The organism is Streptococcus australis (assembly GCF_015553625.1).
GTDB classification, from domain to species: domain Bacteria; phylum Bacillota; class Bacilli; order Lactobacillales; family Streptococcaceae; genus Streptococcus; species Streptococcus australis_B.
In genome coordinates, this window is record NZ_JADNGY010000001.1 from 242,256 (window position 1) to 268,586 (window position 26,331).

Genomic DNA, 26,331 nt, shown 5'->3' on the forward strand with positions numbered 1-26,331 from the left:
AGAAGCTTGTTATCAGTGATAGAGTATTTCTCTTTATTCAATACATACTTCTCTGGTTGGAACTTAGGTTCTGTTGGAGGAGTTACTGTATTGTTGAACTCTTTGTCAGCTGGTTCAGTTACATTAGCAACCAATGCTTTAGATGTACCGTTGTGAGATACTTTTACAGTCACTTCTGCTTTCATAGCATCGTATGTTACAGTTGTGTCTGTTCCTACAACTTCTTCAACGGTGTACTTGTGTTCACCAACTTGACTCTTTTCAAATTTCAATGCTGAGAACTTAACGTTACCATCCGCATCGTTCTTAACAGTTTCAACAACTTTTCCTGTTGAATCTTTCAGTACGAAGCTGAATTCGTTGGCTTTAAGCTCACGACCTTCCAAACGTTTTGTGAAGTTGAATTCTGCAGTGATTGGTACAGAGTTTACACGTTTTTGAGTTGGTTTTTCTGGAGTTTCTACAGATTTGCTTACTGGGTTGTAAACATGAACGATTTGGTTGGCTTTGTTTTCGATGTCTACTCCACCTGCTACTGATTCTTTAACAGTTGCTGGGATATCGAATTTGTAGTAGCGACCAAATGCAAATTTAGTTGTGTCGATAACTTGAGTGTTATCAGCATCACCTAAAGATTTGTTCATAGAAGATTTAGATGTAGCTGTAATGACTCCGTTAGCTACTGTAATATCAAATTTAGATGTTACATCAACTCCTGTTTCGCTGTCATAAGCCTTGATATCAGCACTGTTAACAGTCAATTTATCTGCATCGTATGTATCAGAGATACCTACAGCTTGGATGTTGTTCTTGTCAGTGAAGTTCTTAGTATCCAACCATACTTGGTAAACTAATTTATCACCGCGGTTAACAGTCTTGGTATTGATGTTTTCTGCTTCGTTGTTCTTGACTTGATCAGCATATGGATTTGCATTTGTTTCTGTGTACTCATCCTGAAGCTCATCGTCATCGTCCATTAATTTTGTACCTGTTAGGTCAAATTTTTCTTTGTTAAGAACGAATTTTTCTGGTTGGAATACAGGTGTTTCTGGAGGAGTTATTTTGTTATTGAACTCTTTATCCGCTGTTCCATCAGTTGCTTTACCATTAGCGTCTACCCCACCAGTAGAAACTACGTTAGTTACAGTTGTTAATGTGTGACCATTTTTAGCAACTTCTACAGTAATAGTAGCTTTCATAGTATCGTATACCATTCCAGCTTCTTTAGCTGCAGGGACAACTTCTTCTACAGTATAAGTGTGAGTACCAACTTTAGAGTTGTCGAATGATAATTCTGTGAATGTTACAGTTCCGTCTGCTTTGTTAGTTACTGTTTCAACTTCTTGTCCGTTTGCATCTTTAAGAACGAATTTGAATTCTCCGTCTTTAAGCTCACGTCCAGCTAATTTCTTAGTGAAGTCGAATTTAGTTTTAACAGGTGCTACAACGTAGTTGTTGAAGACTTTATCATCAGCACTTGATTTGAATCCACCTTCAGCACTGTATTTAACTGCAGCTTGTAATTCACCTTGAGCGTTTTCAGTTACAGTAACAGTCATAGTAACTGTCATTGCATCGTATTCAACGTTTGCATCTGAACCTGGAGTCTCAGTGATTGTGTAAGTGTAAGTTCCCACTTTGTTAAATGTTAATTTGCTGAATGTAGCTTTACCGTCAGCTTTGTTAGTTACAGTTTCTTCATGAGCTGGAAGCGATTTATTTGGTTGTACTTCTTTTAGTTTGAATGTAAACTCACCATTTGCTAATACACGTCCTTCCAATTGTTTTTCAACTTCTGGAGTTACTTCAACTGGTTCTTGTTTTACATAGTAGTAAACTGGTTGTTTATACGGTGTCAAAGAGTTAAGCAAGTCAACGTTTGTCCCGATACCATTTACTCCACGAACCAATTGTTCATTTGGAGAAAGGTGACCAATGTTATCTCCCAAGAATGGAACGAAGACAGTCTTATACGGTGTATATCCTGCAGCTTTTTGGAAGTCAAATGGAACTTCTTTCCCGTCTGGATAGTTTACGCCTTTGCTATCTGTGAAAGGAATGGTGTTAAGAGGTGATTTCTTAACATTTAATTCTTGTTTGTTATAATCACCAGGTTTAATAGGCTTCGTTTCTGCTAGCAACATGTAGCCATCAGTGCTCAAGGTACCGTCAGAACGTTTGCTTTGTTGTTTTGGATCTAATAAGTAAACACGAACGACTACAGTTCCATCTTCACCTACGATTTCTTTAATCCGTTTAATTCCTGCACGCTCAGCGTCCATGAATTTTGTACCAACTTTGTAAGGGCGACTTACATAACCTGATTGATCATTTGCATCAGCTGCTTGATACAATTTATATCCATCAAATTGGCGCTCTCCAGATGCTGTGAAGTTTTGACCTTCCATAGCTTTAAGAGTGTATGAAGCTAAGTCTACTTCATTACCATTTGCTACGTAGTCTTGAACAGTTTTATCTGTTTTATTCGCGTTAAATGTTGGGTTGTTTTTATCAACTACTTTATAGTAAGTTGTTTTATTAACTGCTGCTGGAATCTTGGCATTAGTATCCGTAATCGTACGACCGTTATAAGCTGGTTCTACAACGTTTATAATATCTGTTGATGTACGAGCAGCATAAACAGCATCGTATAATTTTTTTTCATCCGGAGTAAGGTTATGTCCTGGAGCTACTAAAGCTTGGATACTTGCCCCAACTTCATAACCAAATTGAATAAATGGTTGGTCCGTTTTACCAGGCCCTGCTCCTAGACCTTTGTCGTAATCAACTTGCCAAGTTAATTCTCCTCTAGATGCAGTAGCAGTAGTAGTGAATTTTTGAATACCACTAGATGCAGTAATCTTTCTAGTTTCTACTACATTACCTGTATTTTTATCAATTAATTCTACAGTAGTATCAGTAGAATCATTAAATCCCTTGTAAGCACGTGTGTAGTAGTTTGTATTGTAACGTTCATTAAAGCGAGTGAGGTCTACGATGCTATAGGTGTAGACATCGCCTTCTTTAGCAGCATATCCTGATGGTACTGTTTGTGAACGAACACTTGCACCGTTAGGATCTTTGATTTCTGGAGTTACTTTTTCTCCATCTTTTAAGTAAGTACTTACCGCTACTGGGTTAGAGTTGTGGTCTCCAGTTACAGCTTCATTAGTAACAGCACGACGGCTACGTACACGTGGTTTATCGCCTTCTGAAACTACAGGTTTTGCTTCAGTTACTGGTTTTGCTTCTTCAGCTTTTTCTGCTGGTTTAGCAGCTTCTTCAGCAGTAACACCTGCTTCAGCCGCAGGTTTTGCTTCAGTTGCTACTGGTGCTGCAGTCGCAGCTGGAGCTTCCGTTGCTGCTTTTGCTTCTGTTGCTAAAGCAGTGTTTGAGAGATCCACTTTAGGTGCTGTTGCTCCCTGAGCGTAGGTCTCACCTGGAGCTGTAGTAGCAGTATCTGGCGCCGTTTGAGTCGACTCAGATTGAACGCTTGTTGCTGCTTCCTTGCTTGCGTCAGTAGGCGCAATAGCGTCATCCGCAGCTACTGTCGGAGCTCCTACAGCAAAAAGCGCTGTCCCAAGTAATACAGAACAAACGCCAACGCTATACTTTCGCAAAGAAAAGCGCTGACGTCTATTAAACATTTCCTTCATTAATTTGTATCTCCTTTTTCATATTTTTATTGTTTGATACATAACAAATATTACCAGACTTGTTGACTACCGTCAACTAAATATATCAAAGTTGTTACTTACCGTAAAACTTTCTGAATATTCAGATGAAGTTTCCCTCTATTTTTTAACATTTTTTTACTTTTTTTCCCATTTAGTCCATTTTTTTATCATTCATTTTTTGCACTTTTCCATCTTTAATAATATAGAAAATAGGTGTTCTATTTTTTGAGTCAGCAAACAGATATATAACTTTCCGCCGTGAGAAAAGTGCCTGAAACAATAGCGTTTCAGGCACTCGGAATTATTGAGACCTTAGGCTCAATAATTAGTCATGGAACTTCTACGAAGTTCGCTGACGTCCGTACTCACCTAAGGAAAGTTTTAAAGAAGACTCTATCTTCAAACTGAAATTTAGACCGAAATCTCAACTTTTTAAGAAATTTATTACACATGGGAAGCTTAAGAATGCTCCTCTTTCCATTTTTTTCTAATGATGACGAGACTCACAACTGCGACAATAGACAGTAGGGCACCGATAAAGCTTCCTCTGGTTTTGAAGACAAACTCGACCTGATGTTTCCCTTTGGTAATTGGGAAAGATAGGAAGCTATTCCAGGCTCTTTCGGTCGGGACAGCTTGACCATCCACTTTTACCTGCCAGCCGGCACTGTATGGGATGGAGGTCATCATGACATCACTATCATCTGTAATAGTGACCTCCCCCTCGATATGAGTATTGCTGAACTTGGTCACCTTCAAACCTTGGTGCTTGCGCTTCTCAAGTACTTCTTGGATCTGATCCAGCTCGGCTCGATAGACACCCGCCTGGCTCATGTCAATGGTATCTGTTCTAAAGCGAAACTCAATCACCGACTCTTGATTTTCGGTCATGTCCGTCAGTTGCCAGATTTGCCTTTGGGTAAAGGTCTTGGTGTTTGGCAACCATTTGTTGTTGACCAGGACAGAGTAATCTTGCTTGGGAATCAAAGACGCTGGCACAAAGAAGTAATAGGTATTGTTGGAACGGGGAATGACCTTATAGCGGATAATACCTTCCTTAGAAGAATCTGCCCGTCGATAGATGGCCTCTCCTGTCTCCTTGTTGACCTTTTCTTCTATTAAATTCTCCGTTTCAATCCCAGTGAAAGCCAAAGGTTTGAAATACTCTACATAATCGCCTGTGTTCTTTTGATGGCCTTCCATCGAGTTGAGGATAATGTTCTGGTTGGCAAAGGCATTATTAGCCCCAAATTGAATATTCTTCACGAGGGAATTGGTCCCATAGGCCAAAGGGAAGGAATGAGGGTTTTTATAGACGACAAAGCGATTGTCTTCATAGACTGTCTCTGTGTAGTAACGCCCCATGTCAAAGCGGTTGGTAAAGCGATAGAAATACATCTTTTCTGGATGTGCTTCCATCTCTTTTGGATCGAACTCCTTGGCATGCATGTAATAGCGAACACCGTACAAGGCATCCGTCAAAGGCGTCCCATTGGTATACTCTGTGGCTGCATTGACCCCCAGATCCCCCATGTAAGCAAAGTGGTCCATGGTCGACCGTTCTAAGCTCGAGCTAAAGGTGCTTAAGCCCGGATAAGATACCAAGGATGGAACTGTTCGAGAATAAGCAAAATCGGTCGCAATCCGGTAAAACTTCTCATCCGCATCAGCCTGGACCTTGTCTGTCACACGCTTGACCGAGACAGCAGCATCCGCAAATTTATGGACACTGTCATAGCCTAAGGTCACCTGAGAGAGATAGGCATTGTAGCCCAGCTCAAAGAAGGTCAAGGCTGATAAGATCACGACGGACAAGCGGGACCATTTTTGGTTCAAGACCAGAAGGACAAGCAAGTACATCAGAACGGTGATCCCAACCTGGGACAACAAATAGCCTGCTTTTAAAAGGATGAGGGCAAGGACAAGGAATCCGGCCGACCAGCCAATCCGAATAAGCTTTTCTTTCTGGCTCTTCTTGGACTTGTCCCAATAGCTGTAAAAGCCATAGGAGGCAACGACCAGGAGCGCCAACAAATGAAGGGCGGTAAAGCGGGTGATGTAACGGGTGACACCAGACGGTTGAAGCTTGGCAATGAAGCTATAGTTCTGCGAATAGACATAGACAACTGCCAACGCTAACACCAGACCAATCACTAGATTGGCGATGCGCGAAAGCATAATTTTTTCTTTCATCGCTTGGTAGGCCAGAATGAGCATAAAGAAAGAGAATAGCCAAGAGAAACGGAAAAAGAAACCAGCTGGATTTTGCCCCATATGCCAAATCTTGCTGACAAATTCATTGACAAAAGAAATAAAGAAGACGAGGGTGACCAGACCGGCAGCCCACTTCTTAACTCTGACAACTTTTTTCGACAAGAAATAGGAGACAAAGCCTAGTAGCCCCAAGGCTCCGATATAGATATTGGGAAGGTTTGGCCCCGCAGACCAGCCTGAGGTGTTATCAAAGCCACCCACAACTAGCTTGGCAAAAATATCTAAGGGGTTAATTTGAAAGACCAATGAGAAGGTCATCCCTCCTCCAACCTGGCCCTTACTTTCAATGAGGTTGAAAAAGACCGGTAAGAGGATGACTGAGGCAAGCGCAATCCCGATAATCGAATAGATCACTGCCTGCAAGAGGGGAAGACTGACGTTTCTAATTTTCTTCTTCCAATCTCCTTCGACCATCAGCCTTGGTGATACATAGTAGCAAGCATACAAGGCGATGAAAATGGAGATCATATAGCCCATATAGAATTGGAGCAAGACGGTCAAGCCTAAGGCAAAGGCATAGCGGTAGGGAGCGCCTCCATCCAATAGTTCTTCTAGGTAGACGATGACGATGGGAAGCATGATCATGGCATCATAGAAAATGACATTCATCTGATACGACACCAGCATCCCTGACAGGGCATAAGCCGTCGCAAAGAGGGGCACCAGCCATTTCCTAGACTCCAAGCCCTTATACCGCTTGATCAAGAGGAAGGCAAAGGCCATCCCGATAGCCCCATAACGAAGCCAAATGGTCAAGAAGACCGCAAACCCAAAGTACTTGAGGGGCGTCAAAATATAGATGATATTAAAAGGACTCATCAAATAGTAGCCGAGCACCCCTATCATATCTCCCCCCAGAGACTTGGTAAAGGAATAGCTCAAACTAGATAAATCTCCGGAGAGCACGGCATTTTTTAACAAGCCAAAGAAGCTGATGTATTGTTGACCAAAGTCAACAGCCATCAAGCTTTTGTCTCCAAAGGGAAAAGTCCCCATAAAGGCCCAAACGACCAGCATGATGGCCATTGGGAGCATGGCGCTAAAAGCATACAGCAAATTCTTCGGTTTTCTCTTCCAAAGTTCTTGCCAAGGCTTGGTCCAGACAAACATTCTTCTATCTCCTATCTTCCTTATCCGATACTATCTTCTTTCGCCTTCTCAATATTGGTGTCTTCAATAATGAAATGAGGGCGACGCTTCACTTCGTAATAAATCTTCCCGATATATTCTCCAAGAATTCCGATAAAGATTAGCTGCACCCCACTAAAGAGGATGATGGCCGCAATGGTGGTGAAATACCCACTCACATAATCCCCCGGAGCAAAGATATACTTCATCAACTCAAAAGCCAAGTAAAGAATAGCCAAGCCCAGACAGATAAAGCCAAACTGGATACAAACGCGAAGAGGGCGATCATTGAAGGAAATAATCCCTTGAATGGCATAGTTCATGGATTTCTTGAAGCCAAACTTACTCTTTCCAGCCTTGCGAAGTTCATTTTTGTAGGGGATGACTTTCTCCTTGAAGCCAATCCATTCGTACAGACCTTTATTAAAGCGGTTGTATTCTGGCATGGAGACAAAGGCGTTGATAGCTTTGCGACTGAGAAGTCTGAGCTCAGATTTCCCATCCGTCAAATGGACATCCATCGAGCGGTTGGATAGGAAGTAAAAGAGACGAGCAAAACTGCTCCCCACAAAGGACTCACCATCACGAGTCCGCTGGCCACTGACGATATCGTAGCCTTCCTTGTAAGCCTCTAGAAAGAGAGGGATGAGATAGGGCGGATGTTGCAAATCACCATCCATGACCATGACAGCATCTCCCGTCGCATACTTAAACCCAGCCAAGATACCACTCTCTCGGCCGAAGTTTCGACTAAAGCGAATATATTTGACCCGATCATTGTCTCTGGCAATTCCTGCAATCAGCTCAAAGGTCCTGTCATTGCTTCCATCATCAATATAAAGGATTTCATAATCCGAAAGGTCTTTCCCAAGCATGTCTTCCAGCTGGGCCGAAATAGCTGCATGAGTCTGAGCTAGTACTAATTCCTCATTGAGTAGTGTAATGAGTATTGATAATTTCATCCCTTTTCTCCATCTATCGTTCTCCCAAAAAAGAGAGAGCTTTCGCTCTCTCCATCATACGGAAACTCTTTGTTTATTTATTAGAAATTTTACGTTTTAACACAATTGCACCGATGAGGACAATGACTCCTGAAATTACAAGACCAGTTGCTACGACTTCACCAGTACTTGGAAGAAGTTTCTTACGACCTCCACCAGTACCACCGCCTGGTGTTGACTCAGTCGTGTCACCAGTGGTTGGGCCACCAGGAGTTGTTGTTGTAGTGGTTGTTGGACGTCCTCCACCAGTCGTAGTTGTCGTAGTGGTTGGTTCCTCAGTTGTCGTGGTTGACGTAGTGGTTGGTCCCTCAGTTGTCGTTGTGGTTGAGGTGGTTGTTGAATCCTCTGTTGTCGTTGTGGTCGACGTTGTTGAAGGCTCCTCGGTTGTCGTGGTTGACGTTGTTGAAGGCTCCTCAGTCATCGTGGTTGACGTGGTCGTTGGTGCCACAGTTGTCGTGGTCGACGTAGTTGAAGGCTCCTCAGTTGTCGTAGTTGACGTTGTTGAAGGCTCCTCGGTTGTTGTCGTTGTAGTGGTTGTGCTTGTTGTGGTAGTTGTCGTTGTAGTGGTTGTTCGATCCCCACTACCGCTACCTGAAGCAGTTTCCAAACGTGTCAAGGCGTTGACTGAGCGAGACTTTTCAAAGTTGCTAGCTGACCATTCTAGGACATTAGCTACTTTGCTTCCTTCAGGAAGCTCTGACTTCAACTCTGTTGTGTACTCAATGTACATAGCCCAGTTCCAGTTATCCCCAAAATTAATCGTGAATCCTGTGATGCCACCATCAGCATTTCGTGTAAATTCAGCTTTATTGCTAAAGTTATCAATTGGATCCAATTTAAGAAGAGCCGCCTCATTCGGAATCTTCTCTGGTTGAGTCGCATAACGAACTGCACGGAAGGAACTTTCTACCAAGACTTGTCCGCTGTCGCTGAAGTCATCCTTGATGACCATGTTGTTCAACTTGTCTTGAACCGCATTCAAGACAATACGCCATTTTATCCGCTTAGGATTTTCTGGATCTTGGTAACCATACTTCATTTCATAGTCACCAGCTTCACCATCGTCCTTGTTGTAGTTCAATGTGAAGTCAGTGCTACCAAATGTAAAGTAGTAAGTTCCCGTCTTTGGCAAGTTCGCTGCATTTGGACGAACATTGTACCTCAAGGTCATTACCTTATCTTTGTAATTCTCAGAGAAATAGTTTGTAAAAGTAATGGTCACCTTTTGCGTACTTGGATCGGTCACTGCATTGGCAATTACTTCACCATTTTCGTGTACAATTGGAAACTCTAGCTTGGTCACCAGGCCTAGTTCTTTTGGAAGATCTAGAACCAATGTGTCACCAGCATTGATCTGCTGTGAGTCAGGGAAACTAATCTCGTTTGTCGCCTCCATCGTTTGACCAGTAGTGATCTTCGTGTCGGCAGTTAACGGTTGGTTATCAACCTTAATTTCAGTTTTTATCGTATAACTGGTTACTTCAGTCGCAAAGACTGTCGTAAAAACTGTCAAGGATAAAACTAAAAGACTCATAAATGCTAAAACTCGCTTCACGCGTGCTTTTGTGGTCTGCATATTATGCTCCTTTATAAATTATTTGATTATTATTGTAACATATCTGTTTATAAATGCAAGATTTTTTAATTATTTTTCACTAATTGTTCAGTTTTTTGTCAATCCGATTTTACAGGAGAGTCAAAGCCTCTCAAACACCGAAACAAAGCCCATCGACAGCCTTTCAATTCACAACGAAAACCATCTTGATCTTCATCTTTTTCATTAAATTTTCACAAGCTTTTCCTAGTTTTTTCAGATGTTGCTTTCATCGCTCCGAGAATAAAAGTAAGCAACCTATATAAAAAGGCAGTAGCTACTATGTACTACTGCCTCTATAATTGTTCATTATGAAAAAATATCGCACAGCATATGTTTATTGCTTCTGATCAAATAGACAAGGTAGCCACCTTTTTTACTTCGCCTTCTCTAAAATATAAACATGAGCGGACGAATACTGACTCTCCCGGTATCCTAAAGCTTCATAACTCGCTAATAATTGATTGTATTCTTCGTTTTGATCCTTTTGAGATTGAGGGATCACAATATAATCAATTGTTGGATCCGCCTTCTTATCATTGTGATAAAAAATATCAAAGAGTTTTTTATGACCTCTAAGTGATGGTGTATAGGCTCCCTCAGCTAAGACTGAAGCATCCTTTGGCAAACTTCCTAAAGTCTTTTGGATTTCATCAAACATGTCTTTATTTTGACGGTAATAGCCGATATTAAAGGACCAATTATTAGTAAAGTGGTGTAGAAGACTACCAGAAAAAATAATTCCTACTATCACGATAGCTACCGCTATTTTTTCCTGTAGGATGTTAGTTTCCTTAAGATCCTCTAATGCTAGAAGCGTCATGATGAAAACTAAAGCACCACTTCCATAGCTATATTGGAAACCAATATCATACTGATAGGGCCAATTAGGCAGTAGGTTAATCACTATCAGTGGAAGCACAAGAAAATAAGTCGACCAACGCCGTTGGAGTAGTCCTAAGAAACATAACGGAGCAAACATTAAGAATAAATACCCTAATCTTTTGGCAGTCAGTAGCGTACTAATGACATAGCCTGGATGGAAGAATAGATTCTTAATCACCATTAACATCCCGCTTTCCCCATTGAGCAAGAATCCGTCATACCGTGAAACCATTCCTCCCTCACCATAGGCACTCAAAAGGTACATGGCAAAAACGAAATAGACTATTGGCAAGACAATCTCTGTAAAGAAAAGCCATCTTTTTGTCTGTTTGGATAAATCAAATCGTTTTTGAAAAAGGAAGAACAAACCCATACTCAGTACATAGATAAAGGCATCTTCTTTCACGAACAATAGTAACATGGTCGCTAGTAGAATCTTCCATTTTTGTTCCGAAATAATAAAATAGAATACCCAAAACACTAATGGGACTAAAAAGCAATTTTCATGCAGATGAAATCCCCCTGCCGTTGTCATCACTGGCAACAACACAAACCATAAGACGGCCAAGGTATTTGTGAGATTAGAAAACTTTAATTTACGAAGGATTAATCTCAATGGGATAATCCCCGAAAAGACTACGAGCAACTGTAAAACTTCTAAAGTCTCTACATATGGGAAGAGCTTATAGAATGGCAACATTACATAAAAGATCGGTGAAATATGGACAGAAAAATGAGAGAGTACTCTATCTCTTTCCAAGGTCGTTATCGGAGTCAAATCGTGATTCATCCGTTCAAACATTTGAGAAAAGATCCCAATATCAAACGATGACAACTCATTCGTCTTCACTTTGTAAACCACTACAACAGAAAGATAAAGGACGTAAACTAGAACTAGCGAAAACACGATTATTTGAACTATTTTTTTATGTCGCTCTAAATAGTTAAAGATTGGAAATTTGAGATAGAGGATCATAAACACAATTGAGATAATGGAGGCAATAACAACTGGCCAGATGATTGAAAGAAATCGGGTACTGGAAAGATCAACAGCATGGAAGCCAAGTACTTGATCTTGAAAATTCGAGCTTCCCAAGGTTAGTAAACGCGGTATGGCTAGCAAGATGACCGATAAATACAAATAGGAAGACTTTTCTTCATTAAACATCCCTCCTATAAACAAAATCAGAGCTAAAAGAATTAAACCCAACGATAAAAAGAAGGACATACTCTTATAAATAGCTACGAGGAGAGTCACACAAGAAAGAATCATCGTGATACTACCTATATCTGAGTTCGTCAACTTGTCATGTAAACAAATTAAGGCACCTCCCACAATAAAAAAGATTCCCATTTTTAATACGGACAAGGGGCGAGTGTCAAAAACAGATCCTGTGAGGTCGCACTCAACAAGTCTACCAATAACATTGTCAAATAGGCACTGATACCGCACATGATAGCATAATCCGTTTTCGAAAACAAATCGCTAAAAACTTTTTTCATCATAAAATTCCTCCAAATGATATTTTATCATAATTTTATACTTCAAACCTAGTTTGGACTAATATTTTTGTAGCCTCTCTAACCATTTGATGCCTTATGTTTTCAACCCCTATCAATTTTCAGTTTCGTATTTGCATACAAAAACCGTTAGCCAAAAAGCTAACGGTATAAGTTTAAGTCAATCTATCACCTCAGTGATCAATCCTGTATCGACATCATAGACAGCTCCTGAGATAATGACGTCGTCTGGAATCAGTGGCGATGCTTTTAAGAGAGCGACATCCTCCCGGACGCTCTCGTAGATATCTTGAAAGGGTAGGAAGTCTTGGTCTCCAACATCAACTCCCAACTCCTTCTTCAGATGCTGACGGAAACCTTCATTCTCAAAGGTTTGCGCTCCACAGTCTGTGTGGTGCAAAACCACGATTTCTCGAGTCCCCATCTGTTGCTGTGAGATGACCAAGGAACGAATCATGTCCTCTGTCACGCGCCCACCTGCATTCCGCAAAATATGGGCATCTCCCAAAGCAAGCCCCAGTGCTGGTGCCACGTGAAGACGAGAGTCCATACAGGTCACAATGGCCACTTGCGTTTTCGGTTTGATCGGAAGATGGAGGTCTCCGTGCAATTCAACATAGGCTTGATTGGCTTTTAAAAAATTCTCAAAATAGGACATTAGGAACTTCCTTTCTGGTTGGTAAAATAGTTTGAACACCAAATTATTTACACTCTATCTTACCATCTTTTTCCCAGATTGTCAGTTGTCAGCCTACATGAAAAAGGAGAGCAAAAGCAAACCGACTTCTACACTCCTTTCTTATCTTATGATCGTCTTGGTAAATAACGATTCAGCAAGCCAGCAAAGGTCTGAAGGTTGAGACTTTGAACATAGACCTCACCAGTCCCTCTAAAGGTATTGACAACACCTTCACCCGTTCCGATGGATTGCCAGAAACCATTTTCCAAATGGATATTGTAATCCAAAGACTGGCTCCAAGCAACGACATGGGCATTATCGATGGTGATTTCTTGATTGTTTAGCTCAATTTTTTTAATTGAGCCGTAGGCATTCACCAAGAGGGTCCCTTGACCTTGGGTCGTCATGACGAAGAATCCACCCTGACCACCAAAGAGAGCCTTACCAATCGATTGGGTTTCCATTGTATAGAAAGCTGAACCATCCAGTGCAAGGAAGGCACCATCGTTCAATCGATACTGCTTTTCGCCCAAGTAGAGTGGCACCACCTGACCTGGTGAGTCGGGTGCCAATGCTAGGTAAGCATTATTAGACTGGGCAAATACCTGAGTGATAAAGGTACTTTCACCCGAAACCATTGACCGTCCAACTGCTTTCACAAAGCGTCCCACACCAGAGCCACTCGCATTTAATTTGGTGTTGAGGGTCACATTAGGCGTATGGTAGACCATACTCCCCCGTTGAATATAGACAGTTTCACCTTGATTGAGAGACAGCTCGACCAAAGGGAACTGCACATTGTTATCTGTAAAAAATTGCAAAATAAGTACCCCCCTATGTTTAGTAAGTATAGAAAAAGTATAGCACAGGAAAAACCTTTTTGCAAACGATTCCAAGATCTGGTTAAGAAAAGACTTTTTTCAGAACTTCCCCTACCGTGGAGACTGCTATCACTTGAATGTCATCTGGGATCGCGATCCCTTGGAGAGAATTTTTTGGCGCATAAATCTTAGTGAAACCAAGTTTCGCCGCTTCGTTGATCCTTTGCTCAATCCGAGTCACGCGACGAATCTCCCCAGTCAAGCCAATCTCACCGATAAAGGCTTCTTGAGGATTGGTTGGAAGCTCCTTGTAGCTAGAAGCAATGGCTACCGCTACGGCTAAGTCAATGGCTGGTTCGTCTAGTTTGACACCACCAGCTGACTTGAGATAGGCATCCTGATTTTGGAGAAGAAGTCCGCAACGTTTCTCTAACACAGCCATAATGAGACTGACCCGATTAAAGTCCAGACCCGTCGTTGTCCGCTTGGCATTTCCAAATACAGTCGGTGTCACCAAGGCCTGAACTTCCGCCAAGATTGGTCTACTTCCTTCCATGGTGACGACAATGGCAGAACCAGTCGCCCCATCCAAACGTTCTTCTAAAAAGACCTGACTGGGATTGAGGACTTCGACCAGCCCACCTGATTGCATCTCAAAGATTCCAATCTCATTGGTCGAGCCAAAGCGGTTCTTGACCGCTCTCAGGATCCGGAAGGTATGGTGCCGTTCCCCTTCAAAGTAGAGCACCGTATCCACCATGTGTTCCAGCATCCGAGGGCCCGCCAAGGTTCCTTCCTTGGTCACATGACCGACGATAAAAATGGCAATGTTATTGGTTTTGGCCAGCTGCATGAGCTCAGCTGTTACTTCCCGCACCTGAGAAACTGATCCCTGCACCCCTGAAATCTCAGGAGATATAATGGTCTGGATCGAGTCAATGATGAGGAAGTTGGGCTGGATGCGCTCCACTTCTGCTCGAACACTCTGCATATTGGTCTCGGCATAGAGATAAAACTCACTGTCAATATCTCCCAAGCGCTCTGCCCGAAGTTTGATCTGTTGGGCCGACTCCTCTCCACTAACGTAGAGAACCGTTCCCACTTGAGACAACTGGGTCGACACTTGGAGAAGGAGGGTCGATTTCCCTATCCCAGGATCTCCCCCGATGAGAACGAGACTCCCTGGGACCACTCCTCCACCAAGGACGCGGTTGAATTCCTCCATCTCCGTCTTGGTCCGGTGAACATTGATAGAGGTCACGTCCGCCAATTTCATGGGTTTGGTCTTTTCACCCGTCAAGGATACCCGTGCATTCTTGACCTCTGCGACCTCGACCTCCTCGACAAAAGAAGACCAAGAACCACAGTTAGGACAGCGCCCTAGGTATTTGGGTGAGTTATAAGCACAATTTTGACAAATAAATGTCGTTTTTTTCTTAGCGATAAGATACCTCTTTCTAAATCTCTATCTCACACTCAATCACTTGGCAAAAATCAATGGTTTCATTCGGTACAAACTGGCGCATGAGCATGCGATGGGTAACCACTACAAGCTTCTGGTAGTCTCGGTACTTGGCCAAAGTTTCAATAAAGCGAACTCTCATATCCTCAGCGGTTTCATATTGAATTGGGCTATCCGGAAGGAGCTTCCCATTATTTTCTAGAAACAGAGTCCGAGCTGTTTCAAAATTCTCTATACCACTTTCGTATACCTGCCATTCGTGCAATAAGGGTTCTACTCTCAAAGGAAGTCCAGTAGCACAAGCCAGATAAGAAGCTGTTTCTAAAGCTCGCGTTACTGCTGAAGCTACTAGTAGATCAGCTGATTGGAACAAGGGGTTTTGGCAAAGGTCCTGAGCCTGTTTCCTTCCCTTCTCAGATAAGGGAGCTAGATCCATTCCAAATCCGGAATAAGCACGCTCCTCTAACACACGATAATCTGGCTCCCCGTGACGGACAAAGATAATCTTCATCTTAGTGCCCTGTTGACCCAAATCCACCGGTCCGCACGCCATCCGCCTCATCTCCATCTGCAATCAAGAAAGGAGCAAAGACAGCCTGAACCACACGTTCCCCAACTTCAAGAACAACTTCCTGATCGGTAATATTTTTCATCTGAGCAAAGATATGGCCTTCATTTCCTGGATTCCCATAGTAGTCGCCATCAATAACCCCCACAGAGTTGATCAAGACCAGACCTTTTTTGCGAGGATTGGATGAGCGGTCGTAAAGATACAGCACCTCCCCCGCTTGCATATAGGCCTTGACCCCAGTTGGGACGAGGACGATTTCTCCCGGTGCAATCACTGTGCGCTCTGCCACCTTTAAGTCGTAGCCAGCTGCATGGGCTGTCTCCCGTTTTGGCAACAAGTCCTGATTGGTATAGCTTGATACAAGTTCAAATCCACGAATTTTTGTCATGATGATTCCTCTTTCATTCTAAATTGTTTCCATCTCTTCTATTATACCATCACTTTTCCCTAGCGTCTCCCCTATACTACTATTCGTATTTTTTCTGACAAACACATAAAAGTCCCCTCAACCGAGGAGACTTTTGCAGGAGATTATATGAAAAAAGTAAACTGTATCAAACAAAGTTAGGAGGTCTTTGTTGATGAGACTAGTTTACCTCTTTCTCCTTAAAAAAATCTAAAGAGTTTACAATTCTTGCAACAGATAGCGGAAGAGTTCGAGATTGCCTTTTTCTTCTTTGACTAGGAACTCTGGATGCCATTGCAAGCCGATGATGCGATGACCATCTACTGCTTCGATGGCTTCAATGGTCTGATCTCGTGGATCAATGGCAGTCACTCGAAAGTTGGGCGCCAAGTCCTTGATACTTTGGCGATGAACAGAATTGATCTGGCTGGCTTGCCCAAAGAGACGCTCCACCACACTGCCTTTTTTGGTCTCAATTGAATGAGAAGTGCCAAAAGGAAGGCCCTGCCAGTGTCCTTCCACTTCTTGATGGAGAGTCCCACCGAAGGCCACATTGACCAACTGAACTCCTCGGCAGATGGCTAGGACCGGCTTATTTTGACGGACTGCTTCTTTTAACAAGGCCAATTCAAACTGATCGCGCTCGAGATTGTAGTCATCACTCTCGATAGCGATCTCTTCTCCATAAAAGCTAGGATGGACATTTTGCCCCCCACTGAGGATAAGCTTGTCCACTGTTTCGATATAATCTTTTGCAAAAGATGGGTCTCCCACTGGGATGACCATAGGAAGGCCACCTACTTGCTTAATGGTTTCCGCAAACTTACAAGATACAGACGAATGGATATTTTTTCCATCTGGATCCACTGCACATAGATTGGCAGAGACTCCAACAATCGTTCTACACATGGCCTTCCCTCCTTTAATATTTCTATTCCCTATTTTATCATCCCACCCTTAGAGCGTCTAATATGTATTTTTTAAGGGCCTGATAAATATTTTTTATCACCCAAAGCAAAAAAACAGGCTTGTCTAGCAAGGCTAGAACAAAACCTGTTTTAGAGATTAATTCTCACGTTTTTTGTAAACCAAGGCACTTCCAGCAACCGCCAATGCGAGTCCTGTAGCCACTAGTCCTTCACTCATTGATTGACCAGTAGAAGGAAGAACTTCTTTTTTATCCTCTTTTGGAGGATTTGATGGAATTTCTTTTTCTGGTTTTTCAGTAGAAGGTGGTGGGGTTTTCCCTTTTGGAGGATTTGATGGAATTTCTTTTCTTGGTTTGTCAGTAGAAGGTGGTGGGGTATTCCCTTTTGGAGGAGTCAGTTGATTGACAACATTCCCTTTATCTACTACCAAATTTGTCGCAGCAGTTAACTCTGCCGCAGAAACAGTGATTGAAACGTTTGAAAGTTGGTATCCTGCCGGAGCAGTCAATTCTTTCACCACATAATCCTTAGCCTCAAAGCCTACAAAGCTTACAAGACCATTAGCATCAGATGTCGCTGTCGCTTGACCTTCACCATATGGATTGGCAACTGGTGTCACACCATCCGCCTCAAAGAGTCCGAAGACTGCTCCTGCTAGAGATTGGTAGAATGGATTTACCTTGTGAAGCTTAATGGTATATAGCTTCAATTCTGGTTTCTCAACTACTGGTGGAGTTGGCGGAATCGCTGTAAATGGTTTGTTGACAACTTTTCCTTGATCAAGTACTTGATCGGTTGACGCAATCAACTGGCTAGATGAAACAGTAATCGCTTCTTCAGAAAGTTGGTATCCTTCTGGAGCAGTGATTTCTTTCACTACATAATCCTTGGCTTCAAGTCCTGTAAAGGTCACAAGACCGTTGGCATCGGATGTCGCTGTCGCTTGACCTTCGCCATATGGATTTGCAACTGGTGTTACACCATCTGCTTCAAAGAGTCCAAAGACAGCTCCTGCCAAGACTTGACCTTCATTATTGACTTTGTGCAATTGAATGCTATAAAGAGTCAATTCCGGTTTCTCAACAACTGGCGGAGTTGGTGGAATAGCAGTAAACGGTTGGTTCACCACATTTCCTTTATCCACTACCAAGTCTGTCGCAGTGCTCAATTCTGTTGCAGAGACAGCGATTGAAGCAGTTGATAATTGGTAACCTTCTGGTGCTGTCAATTCTTTCACTACATAATTCTTAGCCTCAAAGCCTACAAAGCTTACAAGACCATTAGCATCGGATGTCGCTGTCGCTTGGCCTTCGCCATAAGGGTTGGCAACCGCTGTCACACCATCTGCTTCAAAGAGTCCGAAGACAGCTCCTGCTAGAGCTTGACCTTCACCATTGACCTTGTGAAGTTGGATGGTATAAAGTTTAGCTTCTGGTTTTTCAACTACTGGTGGTGTTGGTGGGATTTCACTTGTCACAAAAGTATTGATAAAGGATTTCTTTTCACCATATGCCACTGTAGCCTTGATGGTATTGCTTGCATCATCTTTCGTAACAGTTACTGTCACTTCAATGCTAGCTTGATCGTAGGTCATTCCTTTTTCTTGAGATTGAGGAATCACTTCTTTAATCGTGTAGTGGAAAGTTTTTCCTGCATCTTCTTGTGAATAAGAAATTTCATCAAAGGCTACGGAACCATCTGCAGCATTTTGTTTTGTTTGAAGAACTTCTCCAGCTTCATCCAACAAGTTAAAGCTGAATTCGCCATCTTTTAGGTCACGACCTTCTAAAATCTTGCTAGCTGAAATCTGAGCTTTTGCTGGACTTGGAGCTGAGTAAGTATTTGCAAAGACCTTGTTTTCTGGATAGACAACTGTTGCTTTTAGGTTGTCTCCATCTTTTGTTACCTGAACGGTTACTTGTTTTTCTGCTGTATCGTATGTGATACCTGGGGTAGTCCCTTTGACTTCTTTCACAGTGTAAGTGTGTTCACCTTCTGCTGTGTAAGAGATAGCATTAAAGGTTACTTTGCCAGATTTGTTAGTAACAGTTTGAAGTTTGTTAGTACCTTCGTACAATTCAAAACTAAACTCACCGTCTACCAAGTCACGACCTGTCAACTCTTTAGACAACTCAATTGTTGCAGTCGTTGCGTTTGGTGTGAAGGCGTTGGTAAAGGTTTTGCTTTCTGGATAGACAACTTCTGCCTTCAAGGCATCTCCATCACGAGTGACTTTAACAGTCACTTGTTTTTCAGAAGCATCGTAAGTAATAGTGGCATTGTCACCTTTGACCTCTTTCACAGTGTAAGTGTGTTCACCTTCTGCTGTGTAAGAAATGGATTCAAAGGTTACTTTGCCAGATTTGTTGGTGACAGTTTGAAGTTTGTTTGAACCTTCGTACAATTCAAAACTAAATTCGCCATCTACCAAGTCACGACCTGTTAACTCTTTCGTCAACTCAATTGTTGCAGTTGTTGCGTTTGGCGTGAAGGCATTGGTAAAGGTTTTGCTTTCTGGATAGACAACTTCTGCCTTCAAGGCATCTCCATCACGAGTGACTTTAACAGTCACTTGTTTTTCAGAAGTATCGTAAGCAATAGTGGCATTATCCCCTTTGACCTCTTTCACAGTGTAAGTGTGTTCACCCTCTGCTGTGTAAGAGATTGATTCAAAGGTTACTTTGCCAGATTTGTTGGTGACAGTTTGAAGTTTGTTTGAACCTTCGTACAATTCAAAGCTAAACTCACCGTCTACCAAGTCACGACCTGTAAGGGCCTTATCTAATTCAATCACCGCACTGGTTGGTGTCGGTTCTTTAACAATTTTCTTGTTTGTAACTTTTTTAAGAGCTGTTTTCGTTGTTCCAAAATCTTCTGATTTGACATCAATTGGAGTGGCATCCAATTCATATCCTTCTGGAGCTTTTGTTTCAACTAATTGGTAAGCTGTGTTCAACAAGCCACCAATGCTCGCTTCCCCCTTTGCATTGGTTGTCAACTTACCGACAACAGCACCTGTTGCAACACGGATCACGTTAAACTCCGCACCTGCTAAAGCAGTGTTTTCATCCTGGCTATCAATTTTCTTGAGGTTGATTGAGTAGGTAGACCCTTCAGCCTCTCCAGTAGCATCTTGATAAACAAATGGATTGCTCTTAGTTTCAACAACTTTTTTTGCATTCAAGGTTACATTGTTATAGAACTCGGCACCAACTTTAGGGGTATAAGGAATCTTCACCTTATAGGCAATCGAGTAACCTTCGCCTTGGGCTACATTGCCCAAGCTGACTTGGAAGCTCTTCTTGTCTGCTCCAAACTCAACTGGAAAAGAAACAACTTGCCCATTTTTCAAATCTAATTTATGCGAACTGTTAACGACCCAATTCCCTTTTTTAATCACAAAGGAATCTTCTACGTAGCTCATTCCTTCTGTTTGCAATTGGTCAGTCACAACTGCTTCTGTCAACGGCTCTTTCGCTGCATTGACACGCACTTCATATTGACGTGTAATGCTACCATCAGCTAAGTGTTTTGTTCCCCAGCTAACCTTATCCAAGGTCTTTCCAGCGTTCCCTGGGTCAACTACAAAGTCAACTTTTCCTACAGGGACAGGATTGTTATCCACATTCAAGGTGATTGGCACCTTGCTTGGAGATTCTGTTGCCGGCTCTACCCGAACTCCAAAAGACAAGCTTCCTGAAATATTCGATTTCGTTTCCACATAATTTTCATAAGTCAGGGTGATGGTTTTGTTGGCGGCATTAATGACTGCTTTTGCAACCACTTTACCATCCGGGCTCTTCACATCAAATGTTTGATCCTTGATAAATTTTAAATTCTGAGGGAGGGTAATGACCGCTTGATCCCCAGATTTAACCTCATTCGGAACATTGAAAGTTAGATCAACCTTAATGTCCGTATACTGGTCCACGGGTGACTTAGCAGGTGTGATCGTTTTACTTGTAATTTGGATCTTTCCTGTTGCGCCATCAGCATGGGCCGACCGTATTTTGGACAAACCAAAGACACTAGCTAAAACTAATACTAAGGTCAGTATTATTTTTAAGCTCTTTTTCATCATAAACTCCTTTTTCTTTTTGTTTCTCCTATATATCACTAGCTAGAGTAATATATGGAAAGAATTTTATCATATTTAACTTATATATGCAAGAATAATTTACTAAAATTCCCAACATTTTATCAGTTATCATATTATTTGCTTTTCCTCTGAAATTCAGCTAGATTCCAAAGCTTTTTTCTCTATAGTATGGTAAAATAGAAATGAAATCTTCACGAAGGAGAATACTATGGATAAACAAACCGTTGCAGTCATCGGTCCTGGTTCTTGGGGAACTGCCCTTTCTCAAGTCCTCCACGATAATGGCCATGAAGTGCGGATCTGGGGAAACGTCCCAGAACAAATCGACGAAATCAATAAAGAACATACCAACAAACGCTACTTTAAGGATGTCCTGCTAGATCCAGGGATCAAGGCTTACCACAACTTGGATGAAGCCCTTTCTGGAGCAGATGCTGTCCTCTTTGTCGTCCCAACCAAGGTGACACGACTCGTTGCTAAGCAAGTAGCTGAACTCTTGGACCATCCTGTCAAGGTCATGCACGCCTCCAAAGGGTTAGAACCAAACAGTCACAAACGGATTTCTCAAATCTTAGAAGAGGAAATCCCTGCTTCTCTACGTAGCGAGATTGTGGTCGTGTCTGGTCCAAGTCACGCTGAAGAAACCATCGTTCGCGATATCACTCTGATCACAGCAGCTTCTAAGAATTTAGAAACAGCTCGTTATGTTCAAGAACTCTTCAGCAACCACTACTTCCGCCTCTATACCAATACAGATGTGATTGGGGTAGAAACGGCTGGAGCCTTGAAAAATATTATCGCTGTTGGTGCTGGAGCCCTCCATGGACTCGGCTTTGGGGACAATGCCAAGGCTGCTATCATCACACGTGGTTTAGCTGAAATCACCCGTCTAGGTGTTAAACTAGGCGCTAGCCCCTTAACCTATAGTGGACTATCCGGAGTTGGGGACCTGATCGTGACAGGAACTTCGATCCACTCTCGGAACTGGCGAGCTGGGGATGCCCTCGGTCGCGGTGAAAAACTAGAAGATATCGAAGCCAACATGGGCATGATCATCGAAGGGATTTCAACTACTAAGGCCGCCTACGAACTGGCCCAAGAGCTAGACGTCTATATGCCGATCACACAAGCCATCTACCAAGTGATTTATGAAGGGCAAGACATACGCGAAGCTATCAACTTCATGATGAACAACGAATTTAAAGAAGAAAATGAGTGGAACTAAGGGTTATTTCTTGCTACTCATTCAACGAAACCATCATTCTTTAGTTAGAAAGGAATTATTATGACAAAAGTTAGAAAAGCAGTCATTCCTGCGGCTGGACTTGGAACGCGTTTCCTACCTGCAACCAAAGCTTTGGCCAAAGAAATGTTGCCAATCGTGGATAAGCCAACCATCCAATTCATCGTTGAGGAAGCCCTTAAGGCTGGCATCGAGGACATTCTCGTTGTCACTGGTAAGTCCAAACGTTCGATCGAAGACCACTTCGACTCAAACTTCGAACTTGAGTACAACCTCAAGGAAAAAGGGAAAAATGACCTATTGAAACTGGTCGATGAAACTACCGGGATGCGCCTCCACTTCATTCGTCAAAAACATCCGAACGGCCTTGGAGATGCTGTCCTTCAGGCGAAGGCCTTCGTTGGGAATGAGCCTTTCGTCGTGATGCTGGGTGATGACCTCATGGATATCACAGATGATACAGCGACTACGCTCACCAAGCAATTGATGAATGACTACGATGAGACACATGCTTCAACCATTGCTGTCATGAAAGTTCCCCATGAAGAAGTTTCTGCCTACGGAGTCATTGCTCCTCAAGGGGAAGGCATCAAGGGACTGTATAGTGTTGAAACCTTTGTCGAAAAACCGGCACCTGAGGAAGCACCGAGTGACCTTGCCATTATCGGTCGTTACTTGCTGACTCCAGAGATTTTCCAAATCTTGGAAAACCAAAAACCAGGCGCTGGAAATGAAATCCAATTGACTGATGCCATTGATACCTTGAACAAGACCCAACGAGTATTTGCCCGCGAATTTAAGGGCAGACGCTACGATGTTGGGGACAAGTTTGGTTTCATGAAAACTTCTATTGATTATGCCTTGAAGCACCCACAGGTTAAAGATGATCTTAAACAATACATCATCGATCTTGGAAAACAATTAGAAGAAAGTGGGAAAGTGACTGAGAAGTAAAAAATCCTCACCCTGACTTTTCGATTATAAAGCAAAGAGACCGGACTAAACGTCCGGCCTCTTTTTCTTTCTTAAAAACAGGTTGGTTCTTTAGGCTTTATTCTGTTTGCGTTTTTCTACATAGAAGGCAAATCCAAGTGCACTAATCAAGACACCACCGATGATACCAACCATTGAAATGGTTTGTCCAGTAGATGGCAATTTTTTGCTTTCTGTTTTTTCTTCTACCTTAGCTGCTGTTTTGTAAACAACTCCATAAGATGAGAAATGATTGGTTGTGAAGGTTACCTTGCTCTTGTCTTCATTCAAGCTGAACTGGTAGGTCTCAACCTTGCCATCTTCTCCAATCCCTACAACAGATTCTACTTCTTTCTTAGGATCCACTGGCATGGTCACCACAGTTGGGCTGAATTGATGAACAGGGCCATTTTGATTTGACAACTGAATGTCGTAAATCTGATAGTCTTTACCTTTGAGGGCTTGGACATCCTTCAATACAGAAGCTACCAAATTAAAGCCACCTTGGGCAAAGTCTGGGTTTTGTAGGGTGATTCCAGTAACAGGATCTACTAAAATGTAAGAATTCGTAGGAAGAACTGGACGATTGTTTGTAGTTGGAGCAGGGACAATCGTAGTTGATGTGTTTACATCCTTGTTTGGCTCAGTACTTGGTTGAGTTGGCTTGGTTTCGTTCTTGCTTGGCTCAGTACTTGGCTCAGTTGGTTGAGTTGCATCCGTGCTTGGTTCAGTCGTTGTAGTTGTGGTTTCATCCTTGCTTGGCTCGGTACTTGGTTGAGTTGGCTTGGTTTCATTCTTGCTTGGCTCAGTACTTGGAGCTGTTGTTGTAGTTGCATCTGTGCTTGGCTCGGTACTTGAAGCTGTTGTTGTAGTTGCGTCAGTGCTTGGCTCGGTACTTGGAGCTGTTGTTGTAGTTGCGTCAGTGCTTGGCTCGGTACTTGAAGCTGTTGTTGTAGTTGCGTCAGTGCTTGGCTCGGTACTTGGAGCTGTTGTTGTAGTTGCGTCAGTGCTTGGCTCGGTACTTGAAGCTGTTGTTGTAGTTGCGTCAGTGCTTGGCTCGGTACTTGGAGCTGTTGTTGTAGTTGCGTCAGTGCTTGGCTCAGTACTTGGAGCTGTTGTCGTAGTTACGTCAGTGCTTGGCTCAGTACTTGGAGCTGTTGTCGTAGTTACGTCAGTGCTTGGCTCAGTACTTGGAGCTGTTGTCGTAGTTGCGTCAGTGCTTGGCTCAGTACTTGGAGCTGTTGTTGTAGTTGCGTCCGTTGGTTCCTTGTAATCATCTGGAAGAGATGCCCGATACGGATCATCTGTTCTACCCGCTTCTTTCAAGGTTGCTGAAAGCTCTGCTTCGTATTGTTTAAATTGTTTGAAAAGACGTTCAGAACGCGCAATTGATTCAGCAGTTACTTGATCCTCTGCCCCTTTTGCAGCTACTTCATCAGCTTTCAAGGCAGCGTATTTTGCATCGCTCACTTTTTGTTCGATAATGAGCTGTTCTTCTAGTGCTTTCCAGTGATTTTGGATAGATTTTCCGAAGAGATCTTGGTTATTGATGGCCATTTGGTCAATGTGCCAAACTGTCCAATACCATGAATTTGGATCATAAGTAGCTGTTTGAGGTTTAAAGGCTTCGTAAGTATCTTTTACATTTCCATAGAATGGAACATAAGGGGTGTTCCGTGAAGGTCCCATGCCGAGCCATACAGTTCCACCAAATGATTTTGGAAGGTTTGGATTGATTTGATAGACATGGGCATCAATCACATTTTCGTTTCCTAAGGCATATTTATATTGGTCTTTACGAACAGTATCGTTGCTACCATCGTCACCTTGTTTCTTAACACCGATTTGATCATCTGGTACAAAGCGACCATTCAAGTGTTCAAAACGGTTCCGTTGCAAGGCAAAAGCATCTTCTAAGGTGTATTTTTTATTTGGATCGGTTGGTGAACGGAAGAGCTCATACTCATCATCCTCATAGGTGACTTTAGAGTCTGGATCTAGCAAGGTAATACCTGCATAGGTCCGTGAACGGTCCCCTTCAGCATATTTTTCTGGTCCATAAGATTTAGCAATATGGAAATTGCCATCTTTATCGGTCTTGTAGTTGCCAGATTCCTTGGCTACTTTTTCGACATCTTTCGAAGCAATCACATTTTCCTTGTCATTCAAATCCACATGACCAAGGTAGTAGGTATTTGCAAAGACTGCGTATTTATCTTCTGGCACCTTCACCGCTACATATTGGTGACCAGAAAGAATTTCCATATACCAAGTTTCATTTTGGTCTGCAAAGACGACCACATTCCCTTCAGCTGAACCTTTTTCTTCGATGACTTTAGCCAGTAATTCAACCCCTTCACGGGCAGTCTTCACACGTGGCAAGATGACATCTAGCATCGCTGCTTCTGGAAGTCCATTCTCTTTCAAAGGATCCGTTGACAAGACTTTTTTATTTGGGATCGCTGTTACTGTCGCAGTCATGGATACACCGGCTTCATTAAAACCGTGTTCCCCGAAAGCCCCGTTGCTACCGTCACCACGAGCAGAGTCATAAGTTGCTGTGTATTTCATTTCATTGGCAGCATGCGGGTAGGTGAATCCGTTGGATTCATCCTCGATTTGATCTCCCTCATTATAGGTCTTGGCATCGACAACAACATAGTTTTTGTTGTGTTTTCCACCATTTGGATAATAAGGATAGTCCTCAGTCCGGCCAAACAGGGTTGTTCCATCCTTGGTCAACTGGCGACCAATGATAAATCCACAGCAGGCCTGAACGGCTTGAATTGGTAGGAGTAAGAACGTCATCGCTACCAAAGCTAGTTTAAACAACCATTTCTTCATCGCAAATCTCCTTTTGCTTATTCTATGTCCTCAAGCGGTTTTTGGACACAAGTAGGTTTTATATACCATCAGTCTACTCCTTTTCAATCAACATTGCAAGCGCTTTCTTTTCACATTTTTATTCATTTATTTGTGATATTTTTAGCTTTCTCTATCGTTTTTAAGAAATAAATACAAAAAAACTGAGACTTCACTCAGTTTTCAGATAATTTACAAATTCGTTAC

Annotated in this window: 15 protein-coding genes; 2 read left to right on the top strand and 13 right to left on the bottom strand. The window is 42.5% G+C overall.

The window, feature by feature from the left end:
- From I2D56_RS09755 to I2D56_RS01130, 12 genes are all read right to left on the bottom strand, one after another.
- The coding region (locus tag I2D56_RS09755) for a Spy0128 family protein (RefSeq protein WP_229050151.1) at nucleotides 1-3,656 on the bottom strand (3,656 nt) is incomplete at its 3' end.
- Nucleotides 3,657-4,136: 480 nt separating this feature from the next.
- Nucleotides 4,137-7,061, bottom strand: a complete 2,925-nt coding sequence (pgfM1, locus tag I2D56_RS01080) for a glycosyltransferase PgfM1 (protein WP_195347781.1) — start codon at nucleotides 7,059-7,061, stop codon at nucleotides 4,137-4,139.
- Nucleotides 7,062-7,081: 20 nt separating this feature from the next.
- Nucleotides 7,082-8,041: a glycosyltransferase PgfS gene (gene pgfS / locus I2D56_RS01085; RefSeq protein WP_195347782.1), complete on the bottom strand. Its 960-nt coding sequence runs from the start codon at nucleotides 8,039-8,041 to the stop codon at nucleotides 7,082-7,084.
- Nucleotides 8,042-8,114: 73 nt separating this feature from the next.
- Entirely contained in the window at nucleotides 8,115-9,656 is a 1,542-nt protein-coding gene (locus I2D56_RS01090) for an LPXTG cell wall anchor domain-containing protein (RefSeq protein WP_129822532.1), read from the bottom strand.
- Nucleotides 9,657-10,050: 394 nt separating this feature from the next.
- Entirely contained in the window at nucleotides 10,051-11,727 is a 1,677-nt protein-coding gene (locus I2D56_RS01095; RefSeq protein ID WP_229050152.1) for a DUF2079 domain-containing protein, read from the bottom strand.
- Between the two features lie 513 nt (nucleotides 11,728-12,240).
- Nucleotides 12,241-12,738, bottom strand: a complete 498-nt coding sequence (locus tag I2D56_RS01100; protein WP_023027328.1) for a beta-class carbonic anhydrase — start codon at nucleotides 12,736-12,738, stop codon at nucleotides 12,241-12,243.
- 146 nt (nucleotides 12,739-12,884) lie between these two features.
- Complete coding sequence (locus tag I2D56_RS01105) at nucleotides 12,885-13,580, bottom strand: TIGR00266 family protein (protein ID WP_023027329.1); 696 nt, start codon at nucleotides 13,578-13,580, stop codon at nucleotides 12,885-12,887.
- A gap of 82 nt (nucleotides 13,581-13,662) precedes the next feature.
- Nucleotides 13,663-15,024, bottom strand: coding sequence for a DNA repair protein RadA (gene radA, locus I2D56_RS01110; RefSeq protein WP_195347812.1), 1,362 nt, complete (start codon nucleotides 15,022-15,024; stop codon nucleotides 13,663-13,665).
- A gap of 13 nt (nucleotides 15,025-15,037) precedes the next feature.
- The gene (locus I2D56_RS01115; RefSeq protein WP_195347783.1) at nucleotides 15,038-15,595 is read right to left on the bottom strand and encodes a histidine phosphatase family protein; all 558 of its coding nucleotides are present in this window, start codon (nucleotides 15,593-15,595) and stop codon (nucleotides 15,038-15,040) included.
- Nucleotides 15,555-16,001, bottom strand: coding sequence for a dUTP diphosphatase (locus tag I2D56_RS01120; RefSeq protein ID WP_009731797.1), 447 nt, complete (start codon nucleotides 15,999-16,001; stop codon nucleotides 15,555-15,557). The genes I2D56_RS01115 and I2D56_RS01120 overlap by 41 nt, the downstream gene beginning before the upstream one ends.
- A gap of 237 nt (nucleotides 16,002-16,238) precedes the next feature.
- Nucleotides 16,239-16,928 carry a gamma-glutamyl-gamma-aminobutyrate hydrolase family protein gene (locus tag I2D56_RS01125; protein ID WP_048716619.1) on the bottom strand — a complete coding sequence of 230 codons (690 nt, stop codon included), beginning with the start codon at nucleotides 16,926-16,928 and terminating at the stop codon, nucleotides 16,239-16,241.
- A 156-nt stretch (nucleotides 16,929-17,084) separates the two neighbouring features.
- On the bottom strand, nucleotides 17,085-21,026 hold the full coding sequence (locus I2D56_RS01130) for a SpaA isopeptide-forming pilin-related protein (protein ID WP_195347784.1): 3,942 nt from the start codon (nucleotides 21,024-21,026) through the stop codon (nucleotides 17,085-17,087).
- A 229-nt stretch (nucleotides 21,027-21,255) separates the two neighbouring features.
- Between I2D56_RS01130 and I2D56_RS01135 the strand changes: the two genes are divergently transcribed.
- The gene (locus I2D56_RS01135; protein WP_154854340.1) at nucleotides 21,256-22,272 is read left to right on the top strand and encodes an NAD(P)H-dependent glycerol-3-phosphate dehydrogenase; all 1,017 of its coding nucleotides are present in this window, start codon (nucleotides 21,256-21,258) and stop codon (nucleotides 22,270-22,272) included.
- Nucleotides 22,273-22,332: 60 nt separating this feature from the next.
- Entirely contained in the window at nucleotides 22,333-23,244 is a 912-nt protein-coding gene (gene galU, locus I2D56_RS01140; protein ID WP_154854338.1) for a UTP--glucose-1-phosphate uridylyltransferase GalU, read from the top strand.
- A 90-nt stretch (nucleotides 23,245-23,334) separates the two neighbouring features.
- On the opposite strand, the gene I2D56_RS09885 is transcribed toward galU, so the two are convergent.
- Nucleotides 23,335-26,106, bottom strand: a complete 2,772-nt coding sequence (locus I2D56_RS09885) for a C69 family dipeptidase (protein ID WP_195347785.1) — start codon at nucleotides 26,104-26,106, stop codon at nucleotides 23,335-23,337.
- Nucleotides 26,107-26,331 lie beyond the last annotated feature (225 nt).